Raw genomic sequence first — 24,283 nt, 5'->3', positions numbered from 1 at the left:
CTGTCCCGGGCCAGCATAACGCGCGGGCATGCCCAGTGAATCCGTCATCGAAGCCATTGGCCTCGATGACCCCGTACGGTGCGCCACCGTCGTCATTGTTGGTCGAGACCGCCGTGTAACGTAGGGCGGGCATGCCCGCGCGTCGACCTCAAGAACAAAGGCCGCCGGCGGCATGGGCCCTGGCCATGGCGGCCAGCGTAGGTCCCTCCGTTTTTCACCCGATCAAATCCCATTTCACATCGTGAACTGTCGCGCGGAGAATAGCGGGCGCGCTATCTCATTGCACAAAACATTGTTCCGGAATGTGAAATGAGTGGCTTAAGTCACTGATTTTCAAGACTATAAATATAAACAAAGTCTTATATAAGACATAAAACATACGGCATTTTGCGCTTATGATGAACCCATGTGCTTGCGGTTCGCTCCACACGGTGCGCACAGCAGGAATGCAACAGGTTTCGATTCATCTTTCATGGAGTGTCATCATGTCCCAGTACCAGAACGATATCCAGTCCATCGCCAGCCTCAAAGAGCAGCAGGGCAGCGCGTGGGATGCCATCAACCCCGAGTCCGCGGCACGCATGCGCGCGCAGAACCGCTTCCAGACCGGCCTCGATATTGCCCGCTACACGGCCGGCATCATGCGTCGCGACATGGCCAATTACGACGCCGATCCGTCGCAGTACACGCAGTCGCTGGGATGCTGGCACGGCTTCATCGGCCAGCAAAAGATGATCTCCATTAAAAAGCACTTCAACAATACCGACCGCCGCTACCTGTACCTGTCGGGCTGGATGGTTGCCGCGCTGCGCTCGGAATTCGGCCCGCTGCCGGACCAGTCGATGCACGAGAAGACCGCGGTGGCGGCATTGATCAAGGAGCTGTACACCTTCCTGCGCCAGGCCGACGCGCGCGAACTGGGCGGCCTGTTCCGCCAGCTCGACAGCACCGACGCAGTTGACACCTCGGCGCGCGCCGCCATCCAGGACAAGATCGATAATTTCGTCACCCACGTGGTGCCGATCATCGCCGACATCGATGCCGGCTTCGGCAATGCGGAAGCAACCTACCTGATGGCCAAGCAGATGATCGAAGCGGGCGCCTGCTGCATCCAGATCGAAAACCAGGTGTCGGACGAGAAGCAGTGCGGCCACCAGGACGGCAAGGTCACCGTGCCGCACGAGGATTTCCTCGCCAAGATCCGGGCCGTGCGTTACGCCTTCCTGGAACTCGGTGTCGACGACGGCCTCATCGTGGCGCGTACCGATTCGCTGGGCGCCGGCCTGACCAAGCAGATCGCCTACACCCGCGAACCGGGCGACCTGGGCGACCAGTACAACAGCTTCCTCGACGTGGAAGAGGTGTCGCTCGATGCGATGGCGAATGGCGACGTCGTCCTCAAGCGCGACGGCAAACTGCTGCGCCCGAAGCGCCTGGCCAGCAACCTGTTCCAGTTCCGCGAGGGCACCGGCGAGGCGCGTTGCGTGCTCGACTGCATTACCTCGCTGCAGAACGGCGCCGACCTGCTGTGGATCGAAACCGAGAAGCCGCACATCGCGCAGATCGGCGGCATGGTCAAGGAAATCCGCAAGGTCATCCCGAACGCCAAGCTGGTGTACAACAACAGCCCGTCCTTCAACTGGACCCTGAACTTCCGCCAGCAGGTGTTCGACAGCATGAAGGCCGAGGGCCTCGACGTCTCGGCCTACGAGCGCTCGCAGCTGATGAGCGTGGAATACGACGACTCCGAACTGGCGCGCCAGGCCGACGAGCGCATCCGTACCTTCCAGGCGGACGCCGCGCGTGAAGCGGGCATCTTCCATCACCTGATCACGCTGCCGACCTACCATACCGCCGCGCTGTCGACCGACAACCTGGCGAAGGAATATTTCGGCGAGCAGGGCATGTTGGGCTATGTCGCCGGGGTGCAGCGCAAGGAAATCCGCCAGGGCATCGCCTGCGTCAAGCACCAGAACATGTCCGGCTCGGACCTGGGCGATGACCACAAGGAGTATTTCAGCGGCGAAGCGGCACTCAAGGCTTCGGGCAAACACAACACGATGAACCAGTTCTGACGGAGCGCGCAGCAGGCCCGCAGTCGCGGGCCTGCTGCGCCGGTTATCCGGTCAACTATTTCAAGGAACAAGCATGAGTGAAATGAATTGCGAACTGCGCGACGGCGGCCGGCAGGTCCGGACGCCGGTCCCGCTCCCGGAGCGCACAACGGAGCGCACAACGGAACACCATATCGGCCTCTCCGCGGACCCCGTCCCGCGGCCGGTTGGCAGGGTCGGCATCATCGGCGCCAATGCCACCGGTATCGGCATCGCCATGCGCTTGCTGGACGCCGGCATTCCGGTAACGATCGTCGACCGCGAACGGGCGTCGCTCGACAAGGCGCTGGCGACGGCGCGGTCGCGTTGCCAGGACGCGGTCACGCACGGCGCTCTGGCAGCGGATGCGCGCGACCGGCGCCTGGCGCTGTTGGCCGGCACGGCCTACTTCCATCACTTGAAGGACTGCGACCTGGTGATCGACACCGTAGTCACGGGTATGGGCGTCAAGGAGGCCTTGTTCCGCCGGCTGGACGACGTCGCCAGGCCAGGCGCCATCCTCATGACTGCCGATGCCGGTTGCGACGTGAACCAGCTTGCGCGCTTCACCCGGCGTTCCGGCGAGGTGCTGGGCTTGCGGATCCTGCACCCTGCAAACGAGAGGGCGACGTGGGAGTTTGTGCCGGCAAAGGGGACGTCCGAACAGACCCTGGCCACGGTCATGTCACTGTCCGGGAAACTGCGCAAGCTGACGACCGTATCGAGCCTGCGCCACGGCTCCGCAACGCAGGAACCCGGCGCCGCGCAGCGCCTGCAATAAACCCTCATCTCAATGGGTGGTGCGGCGCGGCAGGCCGGCCCGGTCCACGCACGTTTCCTGTCGCGCCCGCCACCGGCAGCCGGGCATCCCATCCCGGCTGCGGCACCCCTTACAGCACGTGCTTCACGTGCGCGATGCCCAGTTCGTCGTAGATCTCGTAGATCACGTCCAGCATGTTCGTCAGCTCGGGTGAGCGGTCCATGTGGCGCGCGCTGAAGATGATCGGCGACACCGCCTGGACGTCGTCCAGCGGCCGGTAGACGACATCGGTGCGGATCATGCCTTGCAGGCTTTGCGGGACGATGGCGATGCCCTGGCCGGCGCCCACCAGGCCGATGGCGATCTGCAGTTCGCGCACCTCCAGCACCGCTTGCGGCACCAGGTTGCGCTCGTTGAACGTATTGAGCACCTGGTCGGCGAAACTCGGGCGCGGGTTTTTCGGGTACACCAGCAGCGTCTCCTGCACCAGTTCCGACAGCGCCAGGGGGCGGTCGGTCGCGCCCAGCCGATGGCCGGTTGGCAGGGCGACGATCATCGCTTCCTCGCGCAGCACGATGCGGCGAATCGCCGGATCCTGGCTTTTCAGGCGCCCGAAACCCACATCGATCCGTCCTTCCTTCAGGGCCTGCAGCTGCTCCATCGTGGTCAGCTCGTGAAAGCTGATCTCGAGCGACTGATAGCGGTTGCGAAAGCGGCGGACGATTTCCGGCAGCAGGCCATACAGGGTCGAAGCGACGAAGCCGATCGCGAACTTGCGGTCGATCTTGCCGACGCGCTGGGTCATGGCCTTCAGGTCCGAGGCCTTGGCCAGCAATTCCGCGGCGTGCGCATGAAAGAACTTGCCGGCCTCGGTCAGGCGCAGGGGGCGCGAGCCTTTTTCGATCAGTACCACCCCCAACTCTTCTTCCAGCTGCTGGATCTGCCGGCTCAGCGGCGGCTGCGCAATGCTGAGGCGCTCCGCTGCGCGCGTAAAGTTTTTCTCATCGGCGACAGCGACGAAATAGCGCAAATGACGCAATTCCATGTTCATACCTCCAGGGTATCAAAACCATACTAAATCAGTGTTGGACGCTTATCTGTTCTGGGAATATCGTGTATTCACCTACACACATTATACGAACTGAATATGATTCGCGAAATCGAAACCACGCTTGTCGATGTCCCGACCATCCGCCCGCACAAGCTGTCCGTCGCGACGATGAACACGCAAACGCTGGTCCTGGTTCGGATCCGTTGCGACGACGGCATCGAAGGCTGGGGTGAGGCCACCACGATTGGCGGTTTGAACTACGGCGAAGAAAGCCCGGAAAGCATCAAGGCGAATATCGACGCCCACATCGCTCCGCTCATCATGGGTATGGACGCAGCCGGCGTCGCTCCCCTGATGAAGAAGCTGCGCAAGACGATCCAGGGCAACCGCTTCGCGAAATGCGCCATCGAGACTGCGCTGCTGGACGCGCAGGGCCAACGCCTCGGCGTGCCGCTCTCCGAACTGCTCGGCGGCCGGGTGCGCGACGCGCTGCCGGTGGCCTGGACCCTGGCCAGCGGCGACACCGCGAAAGACATCGCCGAAGCCGAAGTGATGCTGGAGAAGCGTCGCCACCGCATCTTCAAGCTCAAGATCGGCGCCCGCGCCCTGCAGGAAGACGTGAATCACGTGCTGGCCATCAAGCGCGCCCTCGGCGACCGCGCCAGCGTGCGGGTCGACGTCAACCAGGCCTGGAGCGAACTGGAAGCCGTGCGCGGCATCGCCCAGCTGGAAGCGGGCGGCATCGACCTGGTCGAGCAGCCGGTACGCGCCGACAACCGCGACGCCTTGCGGCGCCTGGCGGAGCGCTTCGACGTGGCCGTGATGGCCGACGAGGCGCTGCACGGCCCGATCGACGCCTTCAATATCGCACGCACCAATGGCGCCGATGTCTTCGCGGTGAAGATCGCCCAGTCCGGCGGCCTGGTGCCCGCGCAGCAGGTCGCCACCGTCGCCCAGATGGCCGGCATCGGCCTGTATGGCGGCACGATGCTCGAAGGCGGCGTCGGTACCGCGGCCACGGCCCACCTGTGCGCCACCTTCACCGACCTTTCCTGGGACACCGAGCTGTTCGGCCCGCTGCTGCTCACCGAGGAAGTGCTGGAAGAACCGCTGGTATACGCCGACTTCGCGCTGCAGGTGCCGTCGAAGCCGGGCCTGGGCGTGCGGGTCGACGCCGACAAGCTGCGCCGCCTGCGTCGCGCCTAATCCTCGCGCCTGATCCCCGCGCATAAATCAGTCACACAGGAGAAAGCTATGCTGTTTCACGTAACGATGGAAGTCCAGCTGCCGCAGTCGATGCCGAAGGACCAGGCCGACGCGCTCAAGGCGGAAGAAAAGGCGCTCGCGCAGCGCCTGCAGGAAGAGGGCAGCTGGCGCCACCTGTGGCGCGTCGCCGGCCGCTACGCCAACGTCAGTATTTTCGATGTGCCGGGCAATGAAGAATTGCACGCGCTGTTGATGTCCTTGCCGCTGTTCCCCTACATGCGCATCGAGGTAACACCCATGTGCCGGCACCCGTCCTCGGTGCGCGCCGGCGACCTGTGATTTTTGAATTTCGTCCAAAACCCCAGCCAATCAGGAGACAAAAATGAACCACCAAGAAATCGACCAGCTCGCGAAAGAATGGATCGTCGACGCCGCCGAGCGTCCGGCCAACCCGCGCGTGCAGGCCATCGTCCTGCGCCTGGTCGCGGACCTGTGCAAGGCCATGGAAGACCTCGACATCCAGCCGAGCGAATTCTGGACTGGCATCGACTTCCTGACCAAGGCCGGCAAGAACAATGAACTCGGCCTGCTGACCCCGGGCCTGGGCCTGGAGCGCTTCATGGACATCCGCGCCGACGAAGCCGAGGCCCGTGCCGGTCTCGAAGGCGGTACGCCACGCACCATCGAAGGCCCGCTGTACGTTGCCGGCGCACCGGAGAGCCAGGGCTTTGCCCGTCTCGACGACGGCACCGAGAGCGACCAGGCCGAAGTGCTGTTCATGCAGGGCACCGTGTACGACGCCCAGGGCAAGCCGCTGCCTGGCGCGAAAGTCGAAGTCTGGCACGCCAACCTGTTGGGCAACTACTCGTTCTTCGATTCGACCCAGTCGCATTTCAACCTGCGCCGCTCGATCATCACCGACGCCGCCGGCCGCTACTCCTTCCAGTCGATCATGCCGAAGGGTTATGGCTGTCCTCCGGGCGGAAGCACCGCCACGCTGCTCGACCAGCTGGGCCGCCACGGCCAGCGTCCGGCGCACATCCACTTCTTCGTGAGCGCCCCGGGCCAGCGCAAGCTGACCACCCAGATCAACATCGACGGCGACGAATACCTGTGGGACGACTTCGCCTTCGCCAGCCGTGAGGGCCTGGTGCCGCCGGTCAGCCGCGTCGCGGATCCGGCAGCGCTCGCCGCCCGCGGCCAGGACAAGCCGTTCGCCAGCATCGACTTCGACTTCCGCCTGCACCGTGACGTCGACACCGCGCCGAGCGCGCAAGTCGAGCGCCAGCGCGCCGCCGCCTGAGCCCGGGCGCCAAGGAGAACACCATGATCCCGATCCATCCTGTGTCCGCGGGCGCCTCCAGCCCTGCGGCAGCGGCGAAGCTCGACCTCGATTCGCTGCTCGTGGAAGACCACGCCACCGGCGACTACCGCCTGAACCGGAGCGCCTTCACCGATCCGGCCCTGTTCGAACTCGAGATGAAACACATCTTCGAGGGTAACTGGATCTACCTGGCCCACGAAAGCCAGATCCCGAACAACAACGATTACTACACGACCCACATGGGCCGCCAGCCGATCTTCATCGCGCGCAACCGCCAGGGCGAGCTGAACGCGTTCATCAACGCCTGCAGCCACCGCGGCGCCCAGCTGTGCCGCCTGAAACGCGGCAACAAGGCGACCTATACCTGCCCGTTCCACGGCTGGACTTTCAATAACAGCGGCAAGCTGCTGAAGGTGAAGGATCCGGAAGAGGCGGGCTATCCGGAAGGCTTCAACAAGGAAGGCTCGCACGACCTCACCAAGGTGGCGCGCTTCGCCAACTACAAGGGCTTCCTGTTCGGCAGCCTGAACCCGGACGTGCCGTCGATCGAGGAATTCCTCGGCGAGGCGGCGAAGATCATCGACATGATCGTCAACCAGTCGCCCGACGGCCTGGAAGTGCTGCGCGGCGCCTCCACCTACACCTTCGAGGGCAACTGGAAGCTGCAGGCGGAAAACGGCGCCGACGGCTACCACGTCTCGGCCGTGCACTGGAACTACGCCGCCACGACCAACCGCCGCAAGGAAGAGGCCGAGCGCGAGGACAAGATCCGCGCCATGGATGCCGGCAAGTGGGGACGCCAGGGCGGCGGCTTCTACGCCTTCGATCATGGCCACATGCTGCTGTGGACGCAGTGGGCCAATCCCGAGGACCGGCCGAACTACCCGCGCCACGCCGAGTACGCGGCGCAGTACGGCAAGCCTACCGCGGACTGGATGGTCGAGCGCTCGCGCAACCTGTGCCTGTACCCGAACGTCTACCTGATGGACCAGTTCGGGTCCCAGATCCGCCTGCTGCGCCCGATCTCGGTCGACAAGACGGAAGTGACGATCTACTGCATCGCGCCGAAAGGCGAGTCCGACGAAGCCCGTGCCCGCCGCATCCGCCAGTACGAGGACTTCTTCAACGTCAGCGGCATGGCGACCCCGGACGACCTGGAAGAATTCCGCGCCTGCCAGGCCGGTTACGCCGGCGGCGCCGCACCCTGGAACGACATGTGCCGCGGTTCCACGCACTGGATCCAGGGCCCGGACGAGGCGGCCAAGGAAATCGGCCTCGCACCCGTGATGAGCGGCGTGCGTACCGAGGACGAAGGCCTGTACACGGTGCAGCACCGCTACTGGCTCGGCGTCATGCAGCGCGCCCAGGCGGCGCAAACGGTGCAAGCCGCGCCGGCCACCCAGGGGGAGCAGGCATGAGCGCCCTTACCGTGAACGAGGTCGCCGCTTTCCTCTACCGCGAGGCGCGCCTGCTGGACGACGAAGCCTGGGACGAATGGCTCGCCTGCTACGACCCGGACGCGCGCTTCTGGATGCCGTCCTGGGACGACGACGGCAAGCTGGTGAGCGACCCGCAGCGCGAGATCTCGCTGATCTACTACCCGACCCGCCAGGGCTTGGAAGACCGCGTGTTCCGGATCAAGACCGAACGTTCGAGCGCCACCGTGCCCGACACGCGCACCAGCCACAACATCGCCAACGTCGAGATCGAAAAGCAGGAAGGGTCGGTGGTCACGGTGCGCTTCAACTGGCACACGCTGAGCCACCGCTACAAGACCGATTTTTCGTACTTCGGCATGTCGCGCTACGTGATCGATTTCGGCGGCGAACCAGGTAACCGGCAAGCGCGCATCCTGGACAAGTATGTCGTCCTGAAAAACGACTACATCCACCAGGTCATCGACGTGTATCACATTTAAAAGTTGAAGCCGGGGCGGCCGACCAGGCCCCTCCGGCAAGGAAACAGATCATGAGCCATCACATCGCCCTGCAGTTCGAAGACGGGATCACCCGCTTCATCGCGTGCAACGACAAGGAAACGCTGTCGGACGCCGCCTATCGCCAGCGCGTCAACATTCCGCTCGACTGCCGCGACGGCGCCTGCGGCACCTGCCGCGCGCATTGCGAATCGGGCAGCTACGACATGCCGGAGTCCAGCTATATCGACGACGCGCTCGAACCCGCCGACGCGGCGAAGGGCTTTGTGCTGGCCTGCCAGATGCGGCCGAAAAGCGATTGCGTCGTCAAGATCCTGGCGACCTCGCAGGCCTGCAAGTCCGGCGCCCACAGCTACCAGGGAAAAATCGCCGCGGTCGAGCAGTTCTCGCCATCGACGATCCGCTTCGCCATCGATCTCGACGAGGGTGCGGCGCCCGGCTTCCTGCCCGGCCAGTACGTCAACGTCAAGATCCCCGGCACCGAGCTGACCCGCTCGTATTCCTTCAGTTCCGCGCCGGGTGCAGGCCGCGTCGAATTCGTCGTGCGCAACGTCCCGAACGGACGCATGAGCGCTTACCTGACCGACGGTGCGCGGGACGGCGACGCGATTTCCTTCCTCGGGCCTTTCGGCAGCTTCTACCTGCGTCCCGTGGAACGGCCGGTGCTGTTCCTGGCCGGCGGTACCGGCATCGCGCCCTTCCTGTCGATGCTGGCGAGCCTGGACAAGAGCGGCTTCGCGCAGCCGGTGCGGATGGTGTATGCCGTCACCAACGACGTCGACCTGGTCGGCCTCGATGAGCTCGAGCGCATCGCGCAGGCACATCCGAACTTCAGCTTCGTCACCTGCGTGGCCGCGCCCGAGAGCACGCATCCGCGCAAGGGCTATGCCACCGCCCATGTCGAACCAGGCTGGATGAACGACGGCGAGGTCGATGTCTACCTCTGCGGTCCGCCACCGATGGTCGACGCGGTGCGCGGCTGGTTCACGGAGACCGGCGTCAATCCGGCCAGTTTCCATTACGAGAAATTTTCGCCGAACGCAGGAGCATGAACATGAACACAAGCGTGAGCGCTGCTAAACGTTTTGAAGGGAAGGTCGTCGTCGTCACGGGTGCGGCCCAGGGCATCGGGCGCGGCGTGGCGCTGGCGGCTGCGCGCGAGGGTGCGCAACTGGTACTGGCGGACCGTGCCCCGGTGCTGGACGAAGTGGGCGCCGAAGCGCAGGCGCTGGGCGCCCTGGTCACGCTCGCGAACGTCGACCTGGAGACCTGGGCCGGCGCCAGCGCGCTGATGGAAACCGCGCTGCGCGAATTCGGCCGTATCGACGTGCTGGTGAATAACGTCGGCGGCACGATCTGGGCCAAGCCCTACCAGGAGTACGAGGTAGACCAGATCGAGCGTGAAATCCGCCGCTCGCTGTTCCCGACGCTGTGGTGCTGCCGCGCAGTCCTCCCGGCGATGATCGCGCAGAAGGGCGGGGCGATCGTCAACGTGTCGTCGGTGGCCACGCGCGGCATCCACCGGATTCCCTATTCGGCCGCCAAGGGCGGCGTGAACGCCCTGACCGCCAGCCTGGCGTTCGAACACGCGGAGGACGGTATCCGCGTCAATGCGGTGGCGACCGGAGGCACCGAAGCTCCGCCGCGCATCGTGCCGCGCAATCCGAATCCGCTGAGCGCGCAGGAGCAAGTCTGGTACCAGGGCATCGTCGACCAGACGATCAACTCGAGCCTCATGCACCGCTACGGCACCATCGACGAGCAGGTGCGCGCCATCCTGTTCCTGGCGTCCGATGAAGCGTCCTACATCACCGGCAGCGTGCTGCCGGTCGCCGGCGGCGACCAGGGCTAACTGGAGAACATCATGGCGATCATTCCCCTCAACGGCGCCAGCCTCAACGTCCGTTGCGACGGCGAGCGTACGCGGCCGACCGTCGTGCTGTCGAATTCCCTCGGCACCGACTTGTCGATGTGGGACGCGCAGGCCTGCGTACTGGCGACGCGCTTCCACGTGGTGCGCTACGACACCCGCGGGCATGGTGCCTCGAGCGCGACGCCCGGACCGTACACGATCGAGCTGCTCGGGCGCGATGTGCTGGCCTTGCTCGACCACCTCGACGTCAACCGCGCCCACTTCATCGGCCTGTCGATGGGCGGCGTCATCGGCCAGTGGCTGGGTGCCCATGCGCCGGACCGCCTGGACAAACTGGTGCTGGCGAATACCGCTTCGCGCATCGGCACGCCGGACGGCTGGCATGCACGGGCCGCCGCCGTGCGCGCGGAAGGCATGGACGAGATCGCCGCCGGTGCCCCAGGACGATGGTTCACGCCGGAATTCGTCGCCCGCCAGCAGGTCGTGGTCGGCTCGATGCAGAAGACCCTGCGCTCACTCGTCCCGGAAGGCTATGCCGCCTGTTGCGAGGCCCTGGCCGCGGCCGACCTGACGCAGGATGTGCGCAGCGTCGCCGCCCCGGCCCTGGTCATCGCGGGCAGCTTTGATCCGGTGACGACGGTGGCCGATGCGCAGCTGCTTGGCGCCGCCATCGCGGGTGCGACCGTGGCGACGCTGCCGGCTTCGCACCTGTCGAACATCGAAGCACCGGACCGGTTCAGCGACGCCGTCCTGCCGTTCCTGCTGGCCTAGGTTGGCCAAAAACGGGCCAAAGACAGGCCAAACGCAGGCCGCAAACGATTTCATCAAGGGAGACACGCATGCTACAGACTGGTCATCAAAGGCCGGCGGATGCTGCACCGGAAGTGCAACAGGCTGACCGCGTCGCCAGGCGATCCTGGTCCGACTGGTCGGCCTCCAGCGTCACCGCGGGCTTCCTCGCGGTGCTGGTCTCGTTCACCGGGCCGCTGGCCATCTTTTACCAGGCGGCCCAGGCGGCCCAGGTCGACAGCGCCGCCTTCGCCTCCTGGGTGTGGGGCATTTCGATCGGCGCGGCCGTCTCCGGCATTGTCCTGAGCTGGGTGCTGCGCGCGCCGATCATCACTGCCTGGTCGGCGCCGGGCACCGCCTTGCTCATCACGCTGTTTCCCGGCCTGTCGCTGGGCGAGGCGATCGGCGCCTACCTGACGGCCGCCGCGATCCTGCTCGTCATCGGCTTGTCCGGCAGCTTCGACCGCCTCATGGCCCATGTCCCGAAAGGCATCGCCAGCGGCATGATGGCCGGGATCCTGCTGCCCTTCGGCCTGAACGCCTTCCGCTCGACCGGCACGCTGCCGCTGCTGGCCTGCGGCATGATCCTCGCTTACCTGGTGTTCCGGCGCTGGGCGCCGCGCTACAGCGTGATGCTGCTGCTGGTCGCCGGCGTGCTGCTGGCGCTCCTGCTGGACGCGACGCATTTCTCGGGTGTCCGGCTGCAGCTGGTCGCGCCGCAATTCATCGCCCCAAGCTGGTCCTGGTCGAGCACCTTCAGCCTGGCCCTGCCGCTGGTGCTGGTGACCCTGGCCGGCCAGTACCTGCCCGGCATGGCGGTCCTGAAGACTTCCGGTTACGCCACCAGCGTACGTTCGATCATGACCGTCAACAGTGTCGCCTCGCTGGCGGTGGCCTGCACCGGCGGGATCACGATCGCGATCGCCGCCATCACGGCCGCCATGTGCACCGGACCGGACGCCCATGAAGACCCGCGCAAGCGCTATGTCGCCGGCCTCGCCAACGGCGTGTTCTACCTGCTGGCGGGCCTGTGCGGCGGCTCGATCGTGATGCTGTTCGCGGCCCTGCCGAAGGAACTGGTCGTCACCCTGGCGGGCCTGGCGCTGCTGGGGCCGATCATGGCCAACCTCGCAGGCATCGTGGCCGCGGACGACCACCGCGAAGCCTCGGTCGTCACCTTCCTCGCCACCGCATCCGGCATGACCTTCCTCGGGCTGGGCTCGGCCTTCTGGGGCATCGTGATCGGCATGATCGCCTGGTGGATCCTGCACGCGGGAGCAAAGAAACAGCACAGCATCAAGAAGTAAAAGCAGTTCGCAACACAAACCAACGATAACGGAGACACGGATTATGGCACCTGGCATGCGACACATCGACATTCACAACATCGCCGACGCGGCGAAATTCAACGGCTTCCACGCCTCGCTATTACTGTGGTGCGCCCTCATCATCATCTGCGACGGCTACGACCTGGCCGTGGCCGGCATCGCCGTGCCGTCGATCATGAAGGACATGGGCGTGACCGCGCAAAACGCGGGCTTCATGGTGAGCTCCGCGCTGTTCGGCATGATGTTCGGCGCCATCTTCCTCGGCACCCTGGCCGACCGCATCGGCCGGCGCTGGACCATCGTCATCTGCCTCGCGCTGTTCAGCGTGTTCACCGCCGGCGCCGGCCTGACCCACGATCCGTATGTGTTCAGCGCGATGCGCTTCCTGGCGGGCCTGGGCATCGGCGGCGTCATGCCGAACGTGGTGGCGCAAATGACCGAATACTCGCCGCGCAAGATCCGCGCCACGATGGTGACCCTGATGTTCAGCGGCTATGCCGTCGGCGGCATGCTCGCCGCCATCCTCGGCAAGGGCCTGATCGAGCAGTACGGCTGGCAATCGGTGTTCCTGGCCGCCGGCGTGCCGGTGCTCCTGATCCCCTTCGTCCTGAAGTCGATGCCGGAATCGATGCCTTTCCTCGTGAAGCAGGGCCGCCTGGAGGAACTGAAGAAGATCGTGCTGCGTCTCGACCCGACTTACCGTGCGCAGCCAGGCGACAGCTTCGACCTGCCGGCGGTCGACCGCGCATCCGGCGCACCCGTGGGCAAACTCTTCCACGATGGCCGCGCGTTTTCCACCATCATGTTCTGGATTGCCTTCTTCATGTGCCTGTTCATGGTGTATGCGCTGAGCTCCTGGCTGACCAAGCTGATGGCCGGCGCCGGCTACAGCCTCGGCTCCGCCTTGACCTTCGTGCTGGTGCTGAACTTCGGCGCCGTGATCGGGGCGGTGGGCGGCGGCTGGCTCGCGGACCGCTTCCACATCAAGTATGTGCTGGTGGCCATGTATGCGCTGGCGGCGGTGTCGATCACGCTGCTCGGCTACCCGGTTTCGACGCCGGTGCTGTTCCTGCTGGTGGGCCTGGCCGGCGCCTCGACGATCGGCACCCAGATCGTCACCTACGCCTATGCCGGCCAGTTCTATCCGGCCGCGATCCGTTCGACCGGCATCGGCTGGGCCTCGGGCGTCGGCCGCAGCGGCGCGATCCTGGCGCCGATCGTGATCGGTACCCTGGTCGGCATGTCGCTGCCGCTGCAGCAGAATTTCCTCGCCATCGCCATTCCCGCCATCGTGGCCACCATCGCTGTGTCGCTGATCCGTCATGAGCGTTCGGCCACGGCGGCCGTGCCGCTGGCGAGTCCCGTCCGCAACGCCGCCTGAGCGGCCTGCGCCTTTCATCCGCGCAGCGCGGCCACAGCGCCCGTTGCGCATTTTCGGCAGCAAACCATGATTGATAAATCCTGTGAATCGCTCGAACGTGCCGTCGCCGACGTGCACGATGGCGCCACCGTCATGATCGGCGGCTTCGGCAATGCCGGCATGCCGGCCCAACTGATCGATGCCCTCATCGCGCAAGGCGCGCGCGAGCTCACCATCGTCAACAACAACGCCGGCAACGGCGACACCGGCCTGGCCGCGCTGCTGGCCGCGAAGCGGGTGCGCAAGATCATCTGCTCCTTCCCGCGCCAGAGCGACTCGCGCCATTTCGACGCCCTGTACCGCGCCGGCGAAATCGGACTCGAACTGACCCCGCAGGGCAACCTGGCCGAGCGCATCCGCGCCGCCGGCGCCGGCATCGGCGGCTTCTTCACGCCGACCGGCTACGGCACCCTGCTGGCCGAGGGCAAGGAAACGCGCCTGATCGACGGCCGCCATTACGTGTTCGAAAAGCCGATCCACGCCGACTTCGCGCTCATCAAGGCACACCAGGGCGACCGCTGGGGCAACCTCGTGTACCGCAAGACCGCCCGCAACTTCGGCCCGATCATGGCGATGGCCGCGAAGGTCGCGATCGCCCAGGTGGCCGAGATCGTCGAACTCGGCGAACTCGACCCGGAACATATCGTCACGCCGGGCATTTTCGTCCAGCGCGTCGTGAAGGAGGCAGCATGAACCGCTCATTGAACAGATTCAGCCGCGACCAGATCGCCGCCCGCGTCGCTCAAGACATCTTCGAGGGCGCTTATGTGAACCTTGGCATCGGCCTGCCGACCAAGGTCGCCAATTTCCTGCCCCAGGACCGTGAAGTCTTCCTGCACAGCGAAAACGGCCTGCTCGGCATGGGTCCCGCACCCGCGCCCGGCGACGAAGACGAAGACCTGATCAACGCCGGCAAGCAGCCGGTGACCCTGCTGACCGGCGGCGCCTATTTCCACCACGCCGATTCGTTTGCCATGATGCGCGGCGGCCACCTCGACATCTGCGTGCTCGGCGCCTTCCAGGTGTCCGAAAAGGGCGACCTGGCCAACTGGCATACCGGCGCGCCGGATGCGATTCCGGCCGTCGGCGGCGCGATGGACCTGGCGCTCGGCGCCAAGAAGGTCTTCGTGATGATGGACCACCAGACCAAGACCGGCGAAAGCAAGATCGTGCGCGAATGCAGCTACCCGCTGACGGGCGTGGCCTGCGTCAACCGCATCTTTACCGACCTGGCCGTGCTCGACGTCACCCCCGATGGCCTGCGCGTGATCGAAATGGCGCCCGGCCTCACCTTCGACGAACTCCAGGCCGCTACGGCCGCGCCACTCCTGGCGCCCTGAACAAAGAGGATGATCATGACTGACGCATTTATCTGCGATGCCATTCGCACCCCGATCGGTCGCTACGGCGGCGCCCTGAAGGACGTCCGCGCGGACGACCTCGGCGCCATCCCGCTGCGCGAACTCATGAAGCGCAATCCCGGCGTCGACTGGACGCAAGTCGACGACGTGATCTTCGGCTGCGCCAACCAGGCCGGCGAAGACAACCGCAACGTGGCCCACATGTCGTCCTTGCTGGCCGGCTTGCCGACGGACGTCCCGGGCACGACGGTCAACCGCCTGTGCGGCTCCGGCATGGATGCCATCGGCATCGCCGCCCGCGCCATCAAGGCCGGCGAAACCCGGCTGATGATCGCCGGCGGCGTCGAGTCGATGACGCGCGCGCCTTTCGTGATGGGCAAGGCGGAATCGGCCTTCTCGCGCCAGGCCGCCATTTACGACACCACCATCGGCTGGCGCTTCCCGAATAAACAGATGAAGCACCTGTACGGCACCGATTCGATGCCGGAGACGGCCGAGAACGTGGCGGTCGACTACAAGGTCTCGCGTGCAGACCAGGACAAGTTCGCGCTGGCCAGCCAGCAAAAGACGGCGCGCGCCCAGCGCGAAGGCCTGTTCAGGGACGAAATCGTCCCGGTGCTGATCCCGCAGAAGAAGGGCGACCACATCGCCTTCGAGCAGGACGAGCATCCGCGCGAAACCAGCATCGAGGCGCTGGCGAAACTGAAGGGTGTCGTGCATCCGGACGGCTCGGTCACCGCCGGCAACGCCTCGGGCGTGAACGACGGCGCCTGCGCGGTCCTGCTGGCCAGTAAGGAAGCGGCGGAAAAATATGGCCTGACGCCGCGCGCCCGCATCGTCGGCATGGCCACCGCCGGCGTGCCGCCGCGCGTGATGGGCATCGGCCCGGCGCCGGCCACCAAAAAGCTGCTGAAACAGCTCGGCATGAGCATCGACCAGATGGACATCATCGAACTGAACGAAGCTTTTGCGTCGCAGGGCCTGGCGGTGCTGCGCGAACTCGGCGTTGCCGACGACGACCCACGCGTGAATCCGTACGGCGGCGGCATCGCGCTCGGCCACCCGCTGGGCATGAGCGGCGCGCGCCTCGTTACCACGGCGATGTACCAGCTGCACCGCACCGGCGGGCGCTATGCGCTGTGCACGATGTGCATCGGCGTGGGGCAGGGCATTGCGATGGTCATCAAACGCGTGTAAAGGGCGCCTCGCGCGCCAACCTGGTGGCGATGATCGCGAACGGCACCGCCGTCCCATCGAATCAAGCAAGCAAAATCCACAACCGGAGACACTGATGAACAAGACCCTTTTAAAAGCAATGACGGCCATGGGACTGGTCCTCTGCGCCTTCAACGCGACAGCCGCCGCACCCTACCCGAGCCAGCCCATCAAGTGGGTCGTGCCTTTCCCGCCAGGCGGTGCGATGGATACCATGGCGCGCACCCTGGGCGAGCGTCTGTCGGTCAGCATGAAGCAGCCGGTCGTCATCGAGAACCGTCCAGGCGCCGGCGGCGCGATCGGGTCCGGCATGGTCGCCAAGGCGGCGCCGGATGGCCACACGATGATGATCGTGTCCATCGGTCACGCCGTGAATCCGAGTATTTATCCGAAGTTGCCCTACGACGCCACCAGGGATTTCGAACCGGTCAGCCTGGTCGGCATCGTCCCCAACCTTCTGGTTGCGCACCCGTCCGTGAAAGCCAACAACGTCAAGGAACTGATCGCGCTGGCGAAAGCCCAGCCGGGCAAACTCACCTATGCGTCGGCGGGCAATGGCACCACCGTCCACCTTGCCGCTGAACTGTTCAATTCGATGGCCGGCGTCGACATCATGCACGTCCCGTACAAAGGCAGCGCACCCGCGGTGACCGACCTGATGGGCGGACAGGTCGACATCATGTTCGATTCGCTGTCGTCGGCGAAGCCCTATGTCGAGTCAGGCCGGCTGAAGGCGCTTGCCGTGACGACCAGCAAGCGCTCGAGCGTTTTCCCGAATGTCCCGACGATCGCCGAATCCGGCCTCCCGGGCTACGAGCTGAGCGGCTGGTATGCAGTCTTCGTGCCGGCTAAAACGCCCAAGCCCGTCGTCGATCGCCTGAATGCCGAACTGGTGAAAGCGCTCAAGCAGCCCGAGGTGCGCGCGCGCTTCGCGCAGATCGGTGCGGAGCCGGTCGGCTCGTCGCCGCAAGAGTTGGCGAATACGCTGAAAACGGAAACGGTGCGCTGGGCCAGGATCGTCCGCGAGCGCAACATCAAGGCCGATTAGCAGCCTTATTTGCAGCCCTTCATGGTCGTGCCGATCGCTCCAGCCCCACGTACATCCTCGCCGCCGTGCGGCAGGCGGGATGCGCCATCAACAGCGAGGAGCTGGAGCCCGGCTTGCGCTCCATCGCCGTCCCGGTGCACGGCGGGTCGGGAAGGGTGCAGGCGGCGCTGATCGCCGGCGCGCAGGCAGGCAGGGTTGGCGAGGAGCAGATGACGGCGCAGTTCCTGCCGGTGCTGCGCGAAGCCGCGCAGGAGCTGGCGTACCTGCTGCCGTGACGAAGAACCTGGCTCGGCAGGTTCCAGGAGCCTGGACCCACCACTTGAACAACACAACAATGAAACTGACAAACACCATTCGCCTGGCCTTCGCAGGACTGGGCCGCCGGCGCAGCGTGGCCGGGAACCAGGGCGAGTCCTTCGTCCACTTCGAGGCAGGTTCGCAAGCGCAGGCTCAGGACACCGGCGAGACTGCAAGCGCGCCGCGGCCCGAGGACCTTCAGCAGGCACTGCTGCGCTGCGAGGCGCACCTGGACCAGCTCCTGGCCTCGATCGGCAGTGCGGTCGGCCATATGGAGCGCGCAAGCGCCACGGCTGCGCGCTCGGGTGCCGCGATCCTGGGGGGCGGCGACGCCGTTCGCGCAACGGGTTCCTCGATGAGTGCGGTCGCCGGCTACCTCGAGCAATCGTTCGCAAGCTACCAGGCGCTGGCCGAGCAGGCCTCCACGATCGGGAGCATCGTCGAAAACATCCAGGACATCGCCAGGCAGACGAACCTGCTCGCGATCAATGCCGCCATCGAAGCCGCCCGCGCAGGCACCAGTGGCGCCGGCTTCGCCGTCATCGCCAACGAAGTGCGCCAGCTCGCCGAGCGGTCCCGCATTTCGGGACAACGGATCGGAGAAATCGCGCTTCAGTTGAAACAGTCGTCCGGCGTCGCCATTGCGGAGACCAGCGCGACCCTGGACAAGGCGCAGGATGGCGTCCGTACGGCCAATGGGGCACTGAAGGCAATGGACGACATCATCGGTGGTGCGGGCCAGCGGACGAAGATCGTCAAGCAGGTCATGCATGACCTGGAAGTGCAGCAAGCGCTTGGTGAGCTGCTCCGCGCGGACATCGTGGAGCTCAGAACCAGCTGAAGAGCAGCAATGGTTCAGCGTGGCGCGCCTGTTCCAGCGCCTGCCGGGCGGGGAGCCGCCGCTACCTGGAGCACACCCCTTTGGACGAGAGTGGCGTGGCCGCGGCCACGCCCTCGAGTCCTGCCTCATCCTCGCTCAATCGCTCAATCGCGCAAGTGCGCGGCTGCGAAGCCGCGAAACACCGCCAGCGCCGGCGCCTCGGTACGCCCGGCCAGGGTGACACAGGCGAAGCGCGCCTTCGCTTCCAGCGTCGGCCGCACCGGCAGCTCGACCAGCCGGCCGGCGGCGATGCCGTCGCGGGCCGCGGCGGCCAGGCCAAGGAACACCGCCTGCGAGCGTTCGACGGCGCCGAGCAGGCTGCTCATGTCCTCGCACTGCAGGGTCGTCATCTCTTCGGGAAGGGCGGCGGGGCCGTACAGCGCAACCAGCAGGCGCGCGATCTCGTCCGACAGCGGCGTGGAGGCGACCGGATACGTGAGCACCTGCGCCAGCGTCACCGTTTGCAGGGCCGCCAACGGATGGCCGGCGCGGCTGGCGAAGCAGGTGCGCAGCTCGCCGATCGGCTCCAGCACGATGTCGGGCGCCGGCACGACGCTGCGCGCATCGGCAACCAGCGCGTCGAGGCCGTGCGCGCGCAGCTGCATCAACTGCAGCCCGATCGGCCCGCCCGTGATGCGCACATGGAGGCGCGGATGATGCTCGGCCATATGGCAGAGCAGCGGCGTCGTCAGCATGGCGGCCGGCCCCGAGCCGAGGCCAATGCGCAGTGCGCCGCCGTCGCCACCCTGGAAGATGCCGACGCTGCGCCGCAGTTCGTCCGCGTCGCGCACGAGCGCGCCGGCACGCGCCACCACGTGGGCGCCGAGGGGCGTGAGTTCGATGCGCTTGCCGATGCGGTCGAAGAGGAGGGCGCCCAGGTCTTCCTCAAGCGCGCCGATGCTGCGGCTCAGGGCCGACTGGGTGATGAACAGGCGTTCGGCCGCGCGGCTGAAGGAGCGCGTCTCGGCAACGGCAAGGAGGTGTTCGAGCTGTTTGATATTCATTCGCAAGATGCATGATAACGACGCAAACAATGCATTGGACGCATTGATCAGCTGATCGTAACATGGCTTGCCCCATTCACGCACGCCTACCCCGGATTCAAAAAGCATGACCCTGCTGCACACGATTTACCTGGTCGCCATCGCGGCCGAAGCCGCCTCCGGGGCGCTGATGGGGATGCGCCGGCGCATGGACCTGTTCGGCCTGTGCGTGGTCGGGACGGTGACGGCGCTGGGCGGCGGCACGGTGCGCGACGTCATCCTCGGCCACTACCCGCTCGGCTGGGTGGCCCATCCCGAATACCTGGCCTTCACGGTCGGCGCCGCGGTCGTTGCGGCCTTCATGGCGCGCCGGATGCACCGCCTCAGGACCGCCTTCCTCTGGCTCGACGCGCTCGGCCTGGTGGCGTTCACCGTCATCGGCTGCGATATCGCGACGTCGACCGGCGTCAACGTCGTCGTCGTGATCCTGATGGGCATGGCGACGGGCGTCTTCGGCGGCCTGCTGCGCGACGTCCTGTGCAACCAGGTGCCGCTGGTCCTGCGGCGCGACCTGTACGCCACGGTCTCGCTGGCGACCGGCATGCTGTATGTGGGACTGCTGCACCTGGAAGTGGATGCGCCGATCGCCACCACCGTCGCCATCGGCGCGGGCTTCGCCTTCCGCCTGCTGGCGCTGCGTTTTTCCCTGGCGCTGCCGGTGCTCGAAGCCGACACCAGTTCGTTCGACAACGAACTCGACCCGCATCATTGATTCCATGGGATTGCGTTCACGCGTCGCCGGCGGCAAGGGCATGCCATTTTCCGCCAGCCCGGTGCTGGCAACCAGGCTGCCGGCCTGGCGCTCGCGCCTGGTCCTGTTCGTGCTGTTTTCGGCGTTTGCCGCGCTCGGCCTGCGCGCGGTCTGGGTCCAGCTGTTTTCCGGCGAGTTCCTGTGCGAGCGGGGCGCCGCGCGCTATGCCCGCACGCTCGAGCTGCCCGCCACGCGCGGCCGGATCACGGACCGGCATGGCGACGTGCTGGCCATGTCGCTGCCGGTGAAGGCGGTATGGGCCATTCCCGAGGACGTACGCCAGGCGCCGCCGGAGAAGCTGCAGGCACTCGCGCGCCTGCTCGGCATGCGCCAGGCTGAACTCGACGGCAAGCTGCGTTCGCAGCGCGGCTTCGTCTATCTCGGGCGCCAGGTGGAAGCCGGCACGGTCGACGCGATACTCGAACTGGGCATCGGCGGCGTCCAGACGCGCAAGGAATACAAGCGCTACTACCCGCAGGGCGCGCTCACGGCGCACCTGGTCGGCTTCAACAATGTCGAGGACGTCGGCAGGATGGCATGGAACTGGCCCACCACGCCAGCCTGGCCGGGAAGGCCGGCAGCCGGCGGGTGATCAAGGACCGCCTCGGGCGCGTGGTGGAAGACGCCGGACTGGGGCTGCCGGCGCGCGACGGCAAGGACCTGGCGCTGTCGATCGACCGCGGCATCCAGCACATCGCGTCCTCGCACCTGAAGGCGGCGCTGGACCGGCACAAGGCAAAGGCGGCCGCCATCGTCGTGCTCGACGTGCAAAGCGGCGAAGTGCTGGCGCTGGCCAACCTGCCGGACTACGACCCGAACGACCGCCGCGCCCTGAGCGGCGCCCAGCTGCGCAACCGCGTGCTGACCGATACCTACGAGCCGGGCTCGGTGCTGAAACCCTTCACCATTGCGCTGGCGCTGGAAAACGGCCTGGTGACGACGGACTCGCCCGTCGATACCGCGCCTGGCCACCTGAAAATCGGGCGCGCCACCATCCACGACGCCAGCCGGCATGGCGTGCTGACGGTGTCGGAAGTGCTGCAAAAATCGTCGAACGTCGGCACCGCGAAGCTGGCGCTGCGCATGCCGGCGCAGGACATGTGGACGCTGCTGACGAAAGCCGGTTTCGGCCAGGCGCCGCATCTCGGTTTCCCCGGCACCGCCGCCGGCAGCCTGCGCCCGCACCGTTCATGGAAGCCGATCGAGCAGGCCACCATCAGCTACGGCCACGGCATGTCGACCTCCCTGATCCAGATGGCGCAGTCCTATCTCGTCTTTGCCCGCGATGGCGACATGGTGCCGGTCAGCCTGCTGAAGAACGATGAGCCGCCTCTGGCGCGCCCGGTGATCTCGCCCGCCAGCGCCGCGGCGGTACGCGCCATGATGGAGCGCGCCACCTGGCCCGGCGGCACCGCGCCGCGCGCGCAGGTATCCGGCTACCGGGTGGCGGGCAAGACCAGCACCGCCCACAAGGCCGTTGGCGGGCGCTACGTGAACCGCTATATCGCCGGCTTCGTCGGCTTCGCGCCGGTGTCGAAGCCGCGCATCATCGTCGCGGTCATGGTCGACGAACCGGGCGAAGGCGGACACTTCGGCGGACGCGTGGCGGCGCCCGTGTTCGCGGCGGTGACGCAGGATACGCTGCAAGCCCTGAACGTCGCACCGGACGCGCCGGTTGCCGAGATCATCGCGCCGCTTGCAGAGGCGGAGGAGGCGGAGGAGGCGCTGTGATGCAGCGGGCCTCGCCGCCGTCGACCTTGCGGGCCAGCCAGCGATGCTCATCCTAAGCGTGCGCTGTCATTACACGGGCAGGGCCATAATCCAACCGGAGTTCATGCGTTTTTGCGCCGCGCAGCGGCACCATATTCAGACCATTCCAGAAGGAATCATCATGCCCTTGAATATTGCCGCAAGAATCCTCATGTCGCTCATCTTCATTCTTTCCGGGTGGAGCAAGCTGGCAGGCTATAGCGGGACCCAGGCTTACTTCGGGTCGATGGGCTTGCCGCTGCCTGCCCTGGTGACGCCGCTGGTCATCCTGATCGAACTCGGCGGGGGATTGGCACTGCTGCTGGGCTTCAAGGCGCGTTGGGCGGCCGGGGTGCTGGCGCTGTTCAGCATTGCGTCGGCCTTCATCGCGCACACCAATTTTGCCGATGCCAACCAGATGAACAATTTCATGAAAAACCTGGCGATGGCGGGCGGGTATCTGATGTTCGTCAAATATGGCGCCGGCGTGCCGAGTATCGACGATCGTTTGAAACAGCGATGAACCGCTGCGGGCCGCGGCATGTGCGGCAGGTGCGCCATGCGAGCCCGCTACAATAACCAGTCGATCGGCAGCAGCGACATGAACGCCACGCCCGCGCGCCCGGCGAAGCTGGTGCCCGGCTCCAGCTCATGCCGCACGACCGTGTTGTCCCGGCGCTCGAGCCAGTACAGTTTTCCCTCCGCGGACAGGCGCACTTCGTAAGCCGCAGCGGGAATCCTGTCATCGAAGGCGGAGGCGATGCGGCCGGCCATGCCCGGGCTGTCGATCACGAAGCCCATTTCGGTGTTGAGCCTGGCGGAGCGCGGGTCGAAGTTGAAGGAGCCGATAAACACGCGCCGGCGGTCCACCGCGAACGTCTTGCTATGCAGGCTGGACGCGGAACTGCCGCCGGGGCCGGACGCGCGCTTGTCCGGGACGGATTGCGGCGAGCGCCGCAGCTCATACAGCGCGACACCCGCTTCCAGCAGCGCCTTGCGGTGTTTGGCGTAGCCCGCATGCACCGCGGCGACGTCGGTTGATTCCAGCGCATTGGTCAGTATCCTGATGCGGACGCCTTTGCGGGCCGCTTCCGCGAAGGCCTTCTCGCCGGCGTCCAGGGGCACGAAATAGGGCGATACCAGGTCCAGCTCCGCCACCGGTTCGCCCATCGTTTCCTTGAGCTTGTCGAAGACGAGGCTTCCGGGCGCGGCGCGGCCGAGGCCCTTGGCGGGGTCGTCGCTGATCATGCGCGTCGCGGCCCATTCCATGGCCAGCTTGCCGTTCATGAGCTCATCGGTGAACCGGGAGCCGCGTATCGCGCGGGTATACGCCAGGGCGCGCGGGCTGCGCTCCATACGCGCTGCGCTTGCCGCCAGTGCGTCCGGTGCGTGCCCGCCGGCAGCGCCCAGGAGCGAGGCGGCCGGGTAGGACGAATCGCTGTTCCAGTAGCGGTCGAAGGCATTCGCCACCTCGGTAACGACCGGCCCGACCGCCAGCACGTCGAGGTCCGCGAACAACACGTCGTCGGCCGCACCGAAGTACTCGTCGCCCACGTTCCGGCCGCCGATGATGGTCGCCTGGCTGTCCGCGGTAAACGACTTGTTGTGCATCCGGCGGTTGGCCCGGCCGAAATCGGTAAGGTAACCGAGCGCACGCACGCTGCGGATCACGAAGGGATTGAACAGGCGTACTTCGATGTTCGGGTGTGCATCGAGTCCCGCCAGCAGGGCGTCCATGCCGGACGTATTGTTATCGTCGAGTAGCAGCCTGACCCTGACGCCGCGATCGGCTGCCTGGCGCAAGGCCTGGAACAGCAAGCTGCCGGTCATGTCGTCGTGCCAGATGTAGTACTGGACGTCGAGGGTCCTTTCGGCCGCCTGCGCCAGAAGCGCGCGCGCGGCAAAGGCATCGCGCCCGTCGGGAAGGGGGTAGATTCCCGAGCTGCCGGGATGGGCCCGCGCCAGCGGCGCGATGGCGCGGCCCAGCCGCGTCGCCCCCGTATCGAGGTCCGCCGTCGAGCTTCGCCTGCCCTCGAGCGAGGGCAGGGTCGTGCATCCGGCAACCAGGAGCAGCAGCAGGCACAGGACCAGCGTGCAAACGATGCCATACCGATGCAGGCGCGCGGCTGGGCCCTGGCCGGCCGCGTGGCTCATAGCGG

At 66.1% G+C, this 24,283-nt stretch carries 23 protein-coding genes and 1 pseudogene; 21 read left to right on the top strand and 3 right to left on the bottom strand.

What is annotated here, in order from left to right:
* The first annotated feature begins 485 nt into the window (after positions 1-485).
* Positions 486-2,075, top strand: a complete 1,590-nt coding sequence (locus tag AC1MEM_RS17740) for an isocitrate lyase (RefSeq protein ID WP_499472674.1) — start codon at positions 486-488, stop codon at positions 2,073-2,075.
* 73 nt (positions 2,076-2,148) lie between these two features.
* A complete protein-coding gene (locus AC1MEM_RS17735) occupies positions 2,149-2,874 on the top strand; it encodes a 3-hydroxyacyl-CoA dehydrogenase family protein (protein WP_499472672.1) in 726 nt (241 codons plus the stop codon).
* A 109-nt stretch (positions 2,875-2,983) separates the two neighbouring features.
* On the opposite strand, the gene AC1MEM_RS17730 is transcribed toward AC1MEM_RS17735, so the two are convergent.
* Entirely contained in the window at positions 2,984-3,898 is a 915-nt protein-coding gene (locus tag AC1MEM_RS17730) for a LysR family transcriptional regulator (RefSeq protein ID WP_499472670.1), read from the bottom strand.
* Positions 3,899-4,000: 102 nt separating this feature from the next.
* Here AC1MEM_RS17730 and AC1MEM_RS17725 point away from each other — a divergent pair, with 102 nt between their 5' ends.
* The 16 genes from AC1MEM_RS17725 to AC1MEM_RS17650 all read left to right on the top strand — a co-directional run bounded on the left by AC1MEM_RS17725 (position 4,001) and on the right by AC1MEM_RS17650 (position 18,542).
* Complete coding sequence (locus tag AC1MEM_RS17725; RefSeq protein WP_499472669.1) at positions 4,001-5,110, top strand: muconate/chloromuconate family cycloisomerase; 1,110 nt, start codon at positions 4,001-4,003, stop codon at positions 5,108-5,110.
* Between the two features lie 48 nt (positions 5,111-5,158).
* Positions 5,159-5,449 carry a muconolactone Delta-isomerase gene (catC, locus tag AC1MEM_RS17720; protein ID WP_499472667.1) on the top strand — a complete coding sequence of 97 codons (291 nt, stop codon included), beginning with the start codon at positions 5,159-5,161 and terminating at the stop codon, positions 5,447-5,449.
* Between the two features lie 43 nt (positions 5,450-5,492).
* Positions 5,493-6,413 (top strand): catechol 1,2-dioxygenase, encoded by a 921-nt coding sequence (gene catA / locus AC1MEM_RS17715; protein ID WP_499472665.1) that lies wholly within the window; start codon positions 5,493-5,495, stop codon positions 6,411-6,413.
* 23 nt (positions 6,414-6,436) lie between these two features.
* Positions 6,437-7,852 carry a benzoate 1,2-dioxygenase large subunit gene (benA, locus tag AC1MEM_RS17710; RefSeq protein ID WP_499472663.1) on the top strand — a complete coding sequence of 472 codons (1,416 nt, stop codon included), beginning with the start codon at positions 6,437-6,439 and terminating at the stop codon, positions 7,850-7,852.
* Entirely contained in the window at positions 7,849-8,352 is a 504-nt protein-coding gene (benB, locus tag AC1MEM_RS17705) for a benzoate 1,2-dioxygenase small subunit (protein WP_499472661.1), read from the top strand. Before benA ends, benB begins: the two co-directional genes overlap by 4 nt.
* 50 nt (positions 8,353-8,402) lie before the next feature.
* A complete protein-coding gene (benC, locus tag AC1MEM_RS17700) occupies positions 8,403-9,422 on the top strand; it encodes a benzoate 1,2-dioxygenase electron transfer component BenC (RefSeq protein ID WP_499472659.1) in 1,020 nt (339 codons plus the stop codon).
* Positions 9,423-9,424: 2 nt separating this feature from the next.
* The gene (locus AC1MEM_RS17695; RefSeq protein WP_499472658.1) at positions 9,425-10,222 is read left to right on the top strand and encodes a 1,6-dihydroxycyclohexa-2,4-diene-1-carboxylate dehydrogenase; all 798 of its coding nucleotides are present in this window, start codon (positions 9,425-9,427) and stop codon (positions 10,220-10,222) included.
* A gap of 12 nt (positions 10,223-10,234) precedes the next feature.
* Positions 10,235-11,014 carry a 3-oxoadipate enol-lactonase gene (gene pcaD / locus AC1MEM_RS17690; protein WP_499472656.1) on the top strand — a complete coding sequence of 260 codons (780 nt, stop codon included), beginning with the start codon at positions 10,235-10,237 and terminating at the stop codon, positions 11,012-11,014.
* Between the two features lie 68 nt (positions 11,015-11,082).
* Positions 11,083-12,339: a benzoate/H(+) symporter BenE family transporter gene (locus AC1MEM_RS17685; protein ID WP_499472654.1), complete on the top strand. Its 1,257-nt coding sequence runs from the start codon at positions 11,083-11,085 to the stop codon at positions 12,337-12,339.
* Positions 12,340-12,394: 55 nt separating this feature from the next.
* A complete protein-coding gene (locus AC1MEM_RS17680; protein WP_499472652.1) occupies positions 12,395-13,741 on the top strand; it encodes an MFS transporter in 1,347 nt (448 codons plus the stop codon).
* 66 nt (positions 13,742-13,807) lie between these two features.
* On the top strand, positions 13,808-14,473 hold the full coding sequence (locus tag AC1MEM_RS17675) for a 3-oxoacid CoA-transferase subunit A (RefSeq protein ID WP_499472650.1): 666 nt from the start codon (positions 13,808-13,810) through the stop codon (positions 14,471-14,473).
* 8 nt (positions 14,474-14,481) lie between these two features.
* On the top strand, positions 14,482-15,120 hold the full coding sequence (locus AC1MEM_RS17670; RefSeq protein ID WP_499477686.1) for a CoA transferase subunit B: 639 nt from the start codon (positions 14,482-14,484) through the stop codon (positions 15,118-15,120).
* Positions 15,121-15,135: 15 nt separating this feature from the next.
* The gene (gene pcaF, locus AC1MEM_RS17665) at positions 15,136-16,338 is read left to right on the top strand and encodes a 3-oxoadipyl-CoA thiolase (RefSeq protein WP_499472648.1); all 1,203 of its coding nucleotides are present in this window, start codon (positions 15,136-15,138) and stop codon (positions 16,336-16,338) included.
* 94 nt (positions 16,339-16,432) lie between these two features.
* Positions 16,433-17,404: a Bug family tripartite tricarboxylate transporter substrate binding protein gene (locus tag AC1MEM_RS17660; RefSeq protein WP_499472646.1), complete on the top strand. Its 972-nt coding sequence runs from the start codon at positions 16,433-16,435 to the stop codon at positions 17,402-17,404.
* 113 nt (positions 17,405-17,517) lie between these two features.
* Positions 17,518-17,679, top strand: coding sequence for an IclR family transcriptional regulator domain-containing protein (locus tag AC1MEM_RS17655; protein WP_499472644.1), 162 nt, complete (start codon positions 17,518-17,520; stop codon positions 17,677-17,679).
* A gap of 59 nt (positions 17,680-17,738) precedes the next feature.
* The gene (locus AC1MEM_RS17650) at positions 17,739-18,542 is read left to right on the top strand and encodes a methyl-accepting chemotaxis protein (RefSeq protein ID WP_499472642.1); all 804 of its coding nucleotides are present in this window, start codon (positions 17,739-17,741) and stop codon (positions 18,540-18,542) included.
* A 143-nt stretch (positions 18,543-18,685) separates the two neighbouring features.
* On the opposite strand, the gene AC1MEM_RS17645 is transcribed toward AC1MEM_RS17650, so the two are convergent.
* Positions 18,686-19,585: a LysR family transcriptional regulator gene (locus tag AC1MEM_RS17645; RefSeq protein ID WP_499472640.1), complete on the bottom strand. Its 900-nt coding sequence runs from the start codon at positions 19,583-19,585 to the stop codon at positions 18,686-18,688.
* A 115-nt stretch (positions 19,586-19,700) separates the two neighbouring features.
* Here AC1MEM_RS17645 and AC1MEM_RS17640 point away from each other — a divergent pair, with 115 nt between their 5' ends.
* The 3 genes and pseudogenes from AC1MEM_RS17640 (at position 19,701) to AC1MEM_RS17630 (ending at position 22,647) form a co-directional block, all read left to right on the top strand.
* Complete coding sequence (locus AC1MEM_RS17640; protein WP_499477684.1) at positions 19,701-20,336, top strand: trimeric intracellular cation channel family protein; 636 nt, start codon at positions 19,701-19,703, stop codon at positions 20,334-20,336.
* A 4-nt stretch (positions 20,337-20,340) separates the two neighbouring features.
* Positions 20,341-22,106: pseudogene (locus AC1MEM_RS17635) on the top strand (peptidoglycan D,D-transpeptidase FtsI family protein).
* Positions 22,107-22,209: 103 nt separating this feature from the next.
* The gene (locus tag AC1MEM_RS17630) at positions 22,210-22,647 is read left to right on the top strand and encodes a DoxX family protein (protein WP_499472638.1); all 438 of its coding nucleotides are present in this window, start codon (positions 22,210-22,212) and stop codon (positions 22,645-22,647) included.
* Positions 22,648-22,694: 47 nt separating this feature from the next.
* On the opposite strand, the gene AC1MEM_RS17625 is transcribed toward AC1MEM_RS17630, so the two are convergent.
* The gene (locus AC1MEM_RS17625; protein WP_499472636.1) at positions 22,695-24,278 is read right to left on the bottom strand and encodes a phospholipase D family protein; all 1,584 of its coding nucleotides are present in this window, start codon (positions 24,276-24,278) and stop codon (positions 22,695-22,697) included.
* Between the last annotated feature and the right edge of the window lie 5 nt (positions 24,279-24,283).

This window comes from Telluria sp. AIW5, from assembly GCF_056680575.1.
Note: the sequence above shows the minus strand (reverse complement) of the source record. Positions and strands in the feature narration are given on the sequence as shown.

Excerpts from the sequence above, each read along its gene's own strand:
- benB (WP_499472661.1), top strand. The coding sequence starts at position 7,849 with ATGAGCGCCCTTACCGTGAACGAGGTCGCCGCTTTCCTCTACCGCGAG.
- AC1MEM_RS17730 (WP_499472670.1), bottom strand. The coding sequence starts at position 3,898 with ATGGAATTGCGTCATTTGCGCTATTTCGTCGCTGTCGCCGATGAGAAA.
- pcaF (WP_499472648.1), top strand. The coding sequence starts at position 15,136 with ATGACTGACGCATTTATCTGCGATGCCATTCGCACCCCGATCGGTCGC.
- catC (WP_499472667.1), top strand. The coding sequence starts at position 5,159 with ATGCTGTTTCACGTAACGATGGAAGTCCAGCTGCCGCAGTCGATGCCG.
- AC1MEM_RS17740 (WP_499472674.1), top strand. The coding sequence starts at position 486 with ATGTCCCAGTACCAGAACGATATCCAGTCCATCGCCAGCCTCAAAGAG.
- catA (WP_499472665.1), top strand. The coding sequence starts at position 5,493 with ATGAACCACCAAGAAATCGACCAGCTCGCGAAAGAATGGATCGTCGAC.
- AC1MEM_RS17645 (WP_499472640.1), bottom strand. The coding sequence starts at position 19,585 with ATGAATATCAAACAGCTCGAACACCTCCTTGCCGTTGCCGAGACGCGC.
- benA (WP_499472663.1), top strand. The coding sequence starts at position 6,437 with ATGATCCCGATCCATCCTGTGTCCGCGGGCGCCTCCAGCCCTGCGGCA.
- AC1MEM_RS17625 (WP_499472636.1), bottom strand. The coding sequence starts at position 24,278 with ATGAGCCACGCGGCCGGCCAGGGCCCAGCCGCGCGCCTGCATCGGTAT.
- AC1MEM_RS17630 (WP_499472638.1), top strand. The coding sequence starts at position 22,210 with ATGCGTTTTTGCGCCGCGCAGCGGCACCATATTCAGACCATTCCAGAA.
- AC1MEM_RS17660 (WP_499472646.1), top strand. The coding sequence starts at position 16,433 with ATGAACAAGACCCTTTTAAAAGCAATGACGGCCATGGGACTGGTCCTC.
- AC1MEM_RS17735 (WP_499472672.1), top strand. The coding sequence starts at position 2,149 with ATGAGTGAAATGAATTGCGAACTGCGCGACGGCGGCCGGCAGGTCCGG.
- AC1MEM_RS17685 (WP_499472654.1), top strand. The coding sequence starts at position 11,083 with ATGCTACAGACTGGTCATCAAAGGCCGGCGGATGCTGCACCGGAAGTG.
- AC1MEM_RS17695 (WP_499472658.1), top strand. The coding sequence starts at position 9,425 with ATGAACACAAGCGTGAGCGCTGCTAAACGTTTTGAAGGGAAGGTCGTC.
- pcaD (WP_499472656.1), top strand. The coding sequence starts at position 10,235 with ATGGCGATCATTCCCCTCAACGGCGCCAGCCTCAACGTCCGTTGCGAC.
- AC1MEM_RS17675 (WP_499472650.1), top strand. The coding sequence starts at position 13,808 with ATGATTGATAAATCCTGTGAATCGCTCGAACGTGCCGTCGCCGACGTG.
- AC1MEM_RS17650 (WP_499472642.1), top strand. The coding sequence starts at position 17,739 with ATGAAACTGACAAACACCATTCGCCTGGCCTTCGCAGGACTGGGCCGC.
- benC (WP_499472659.1), top strand. The coding sequence starts at position 8,403 with ATGAGCCATCACATCGCCCTGCAGTTCGAAGACGGGATCACCCGCTTC.
- AC1MEM_RS17725 (WP_499472669.1), top strand. The coding sequence starts at position 4,001 with ATGATTCGCGAAATCGAAACCACGCTTGTCGATGTCCCGACCATCCGC.
- AC1MEM_RS17680 (WP_499472652.1), top strand. The coding sequence starts at position 12,395 with ATGCGACACATCGACATTCACAACATCGCCGACGCGGCGAAATTCAAC.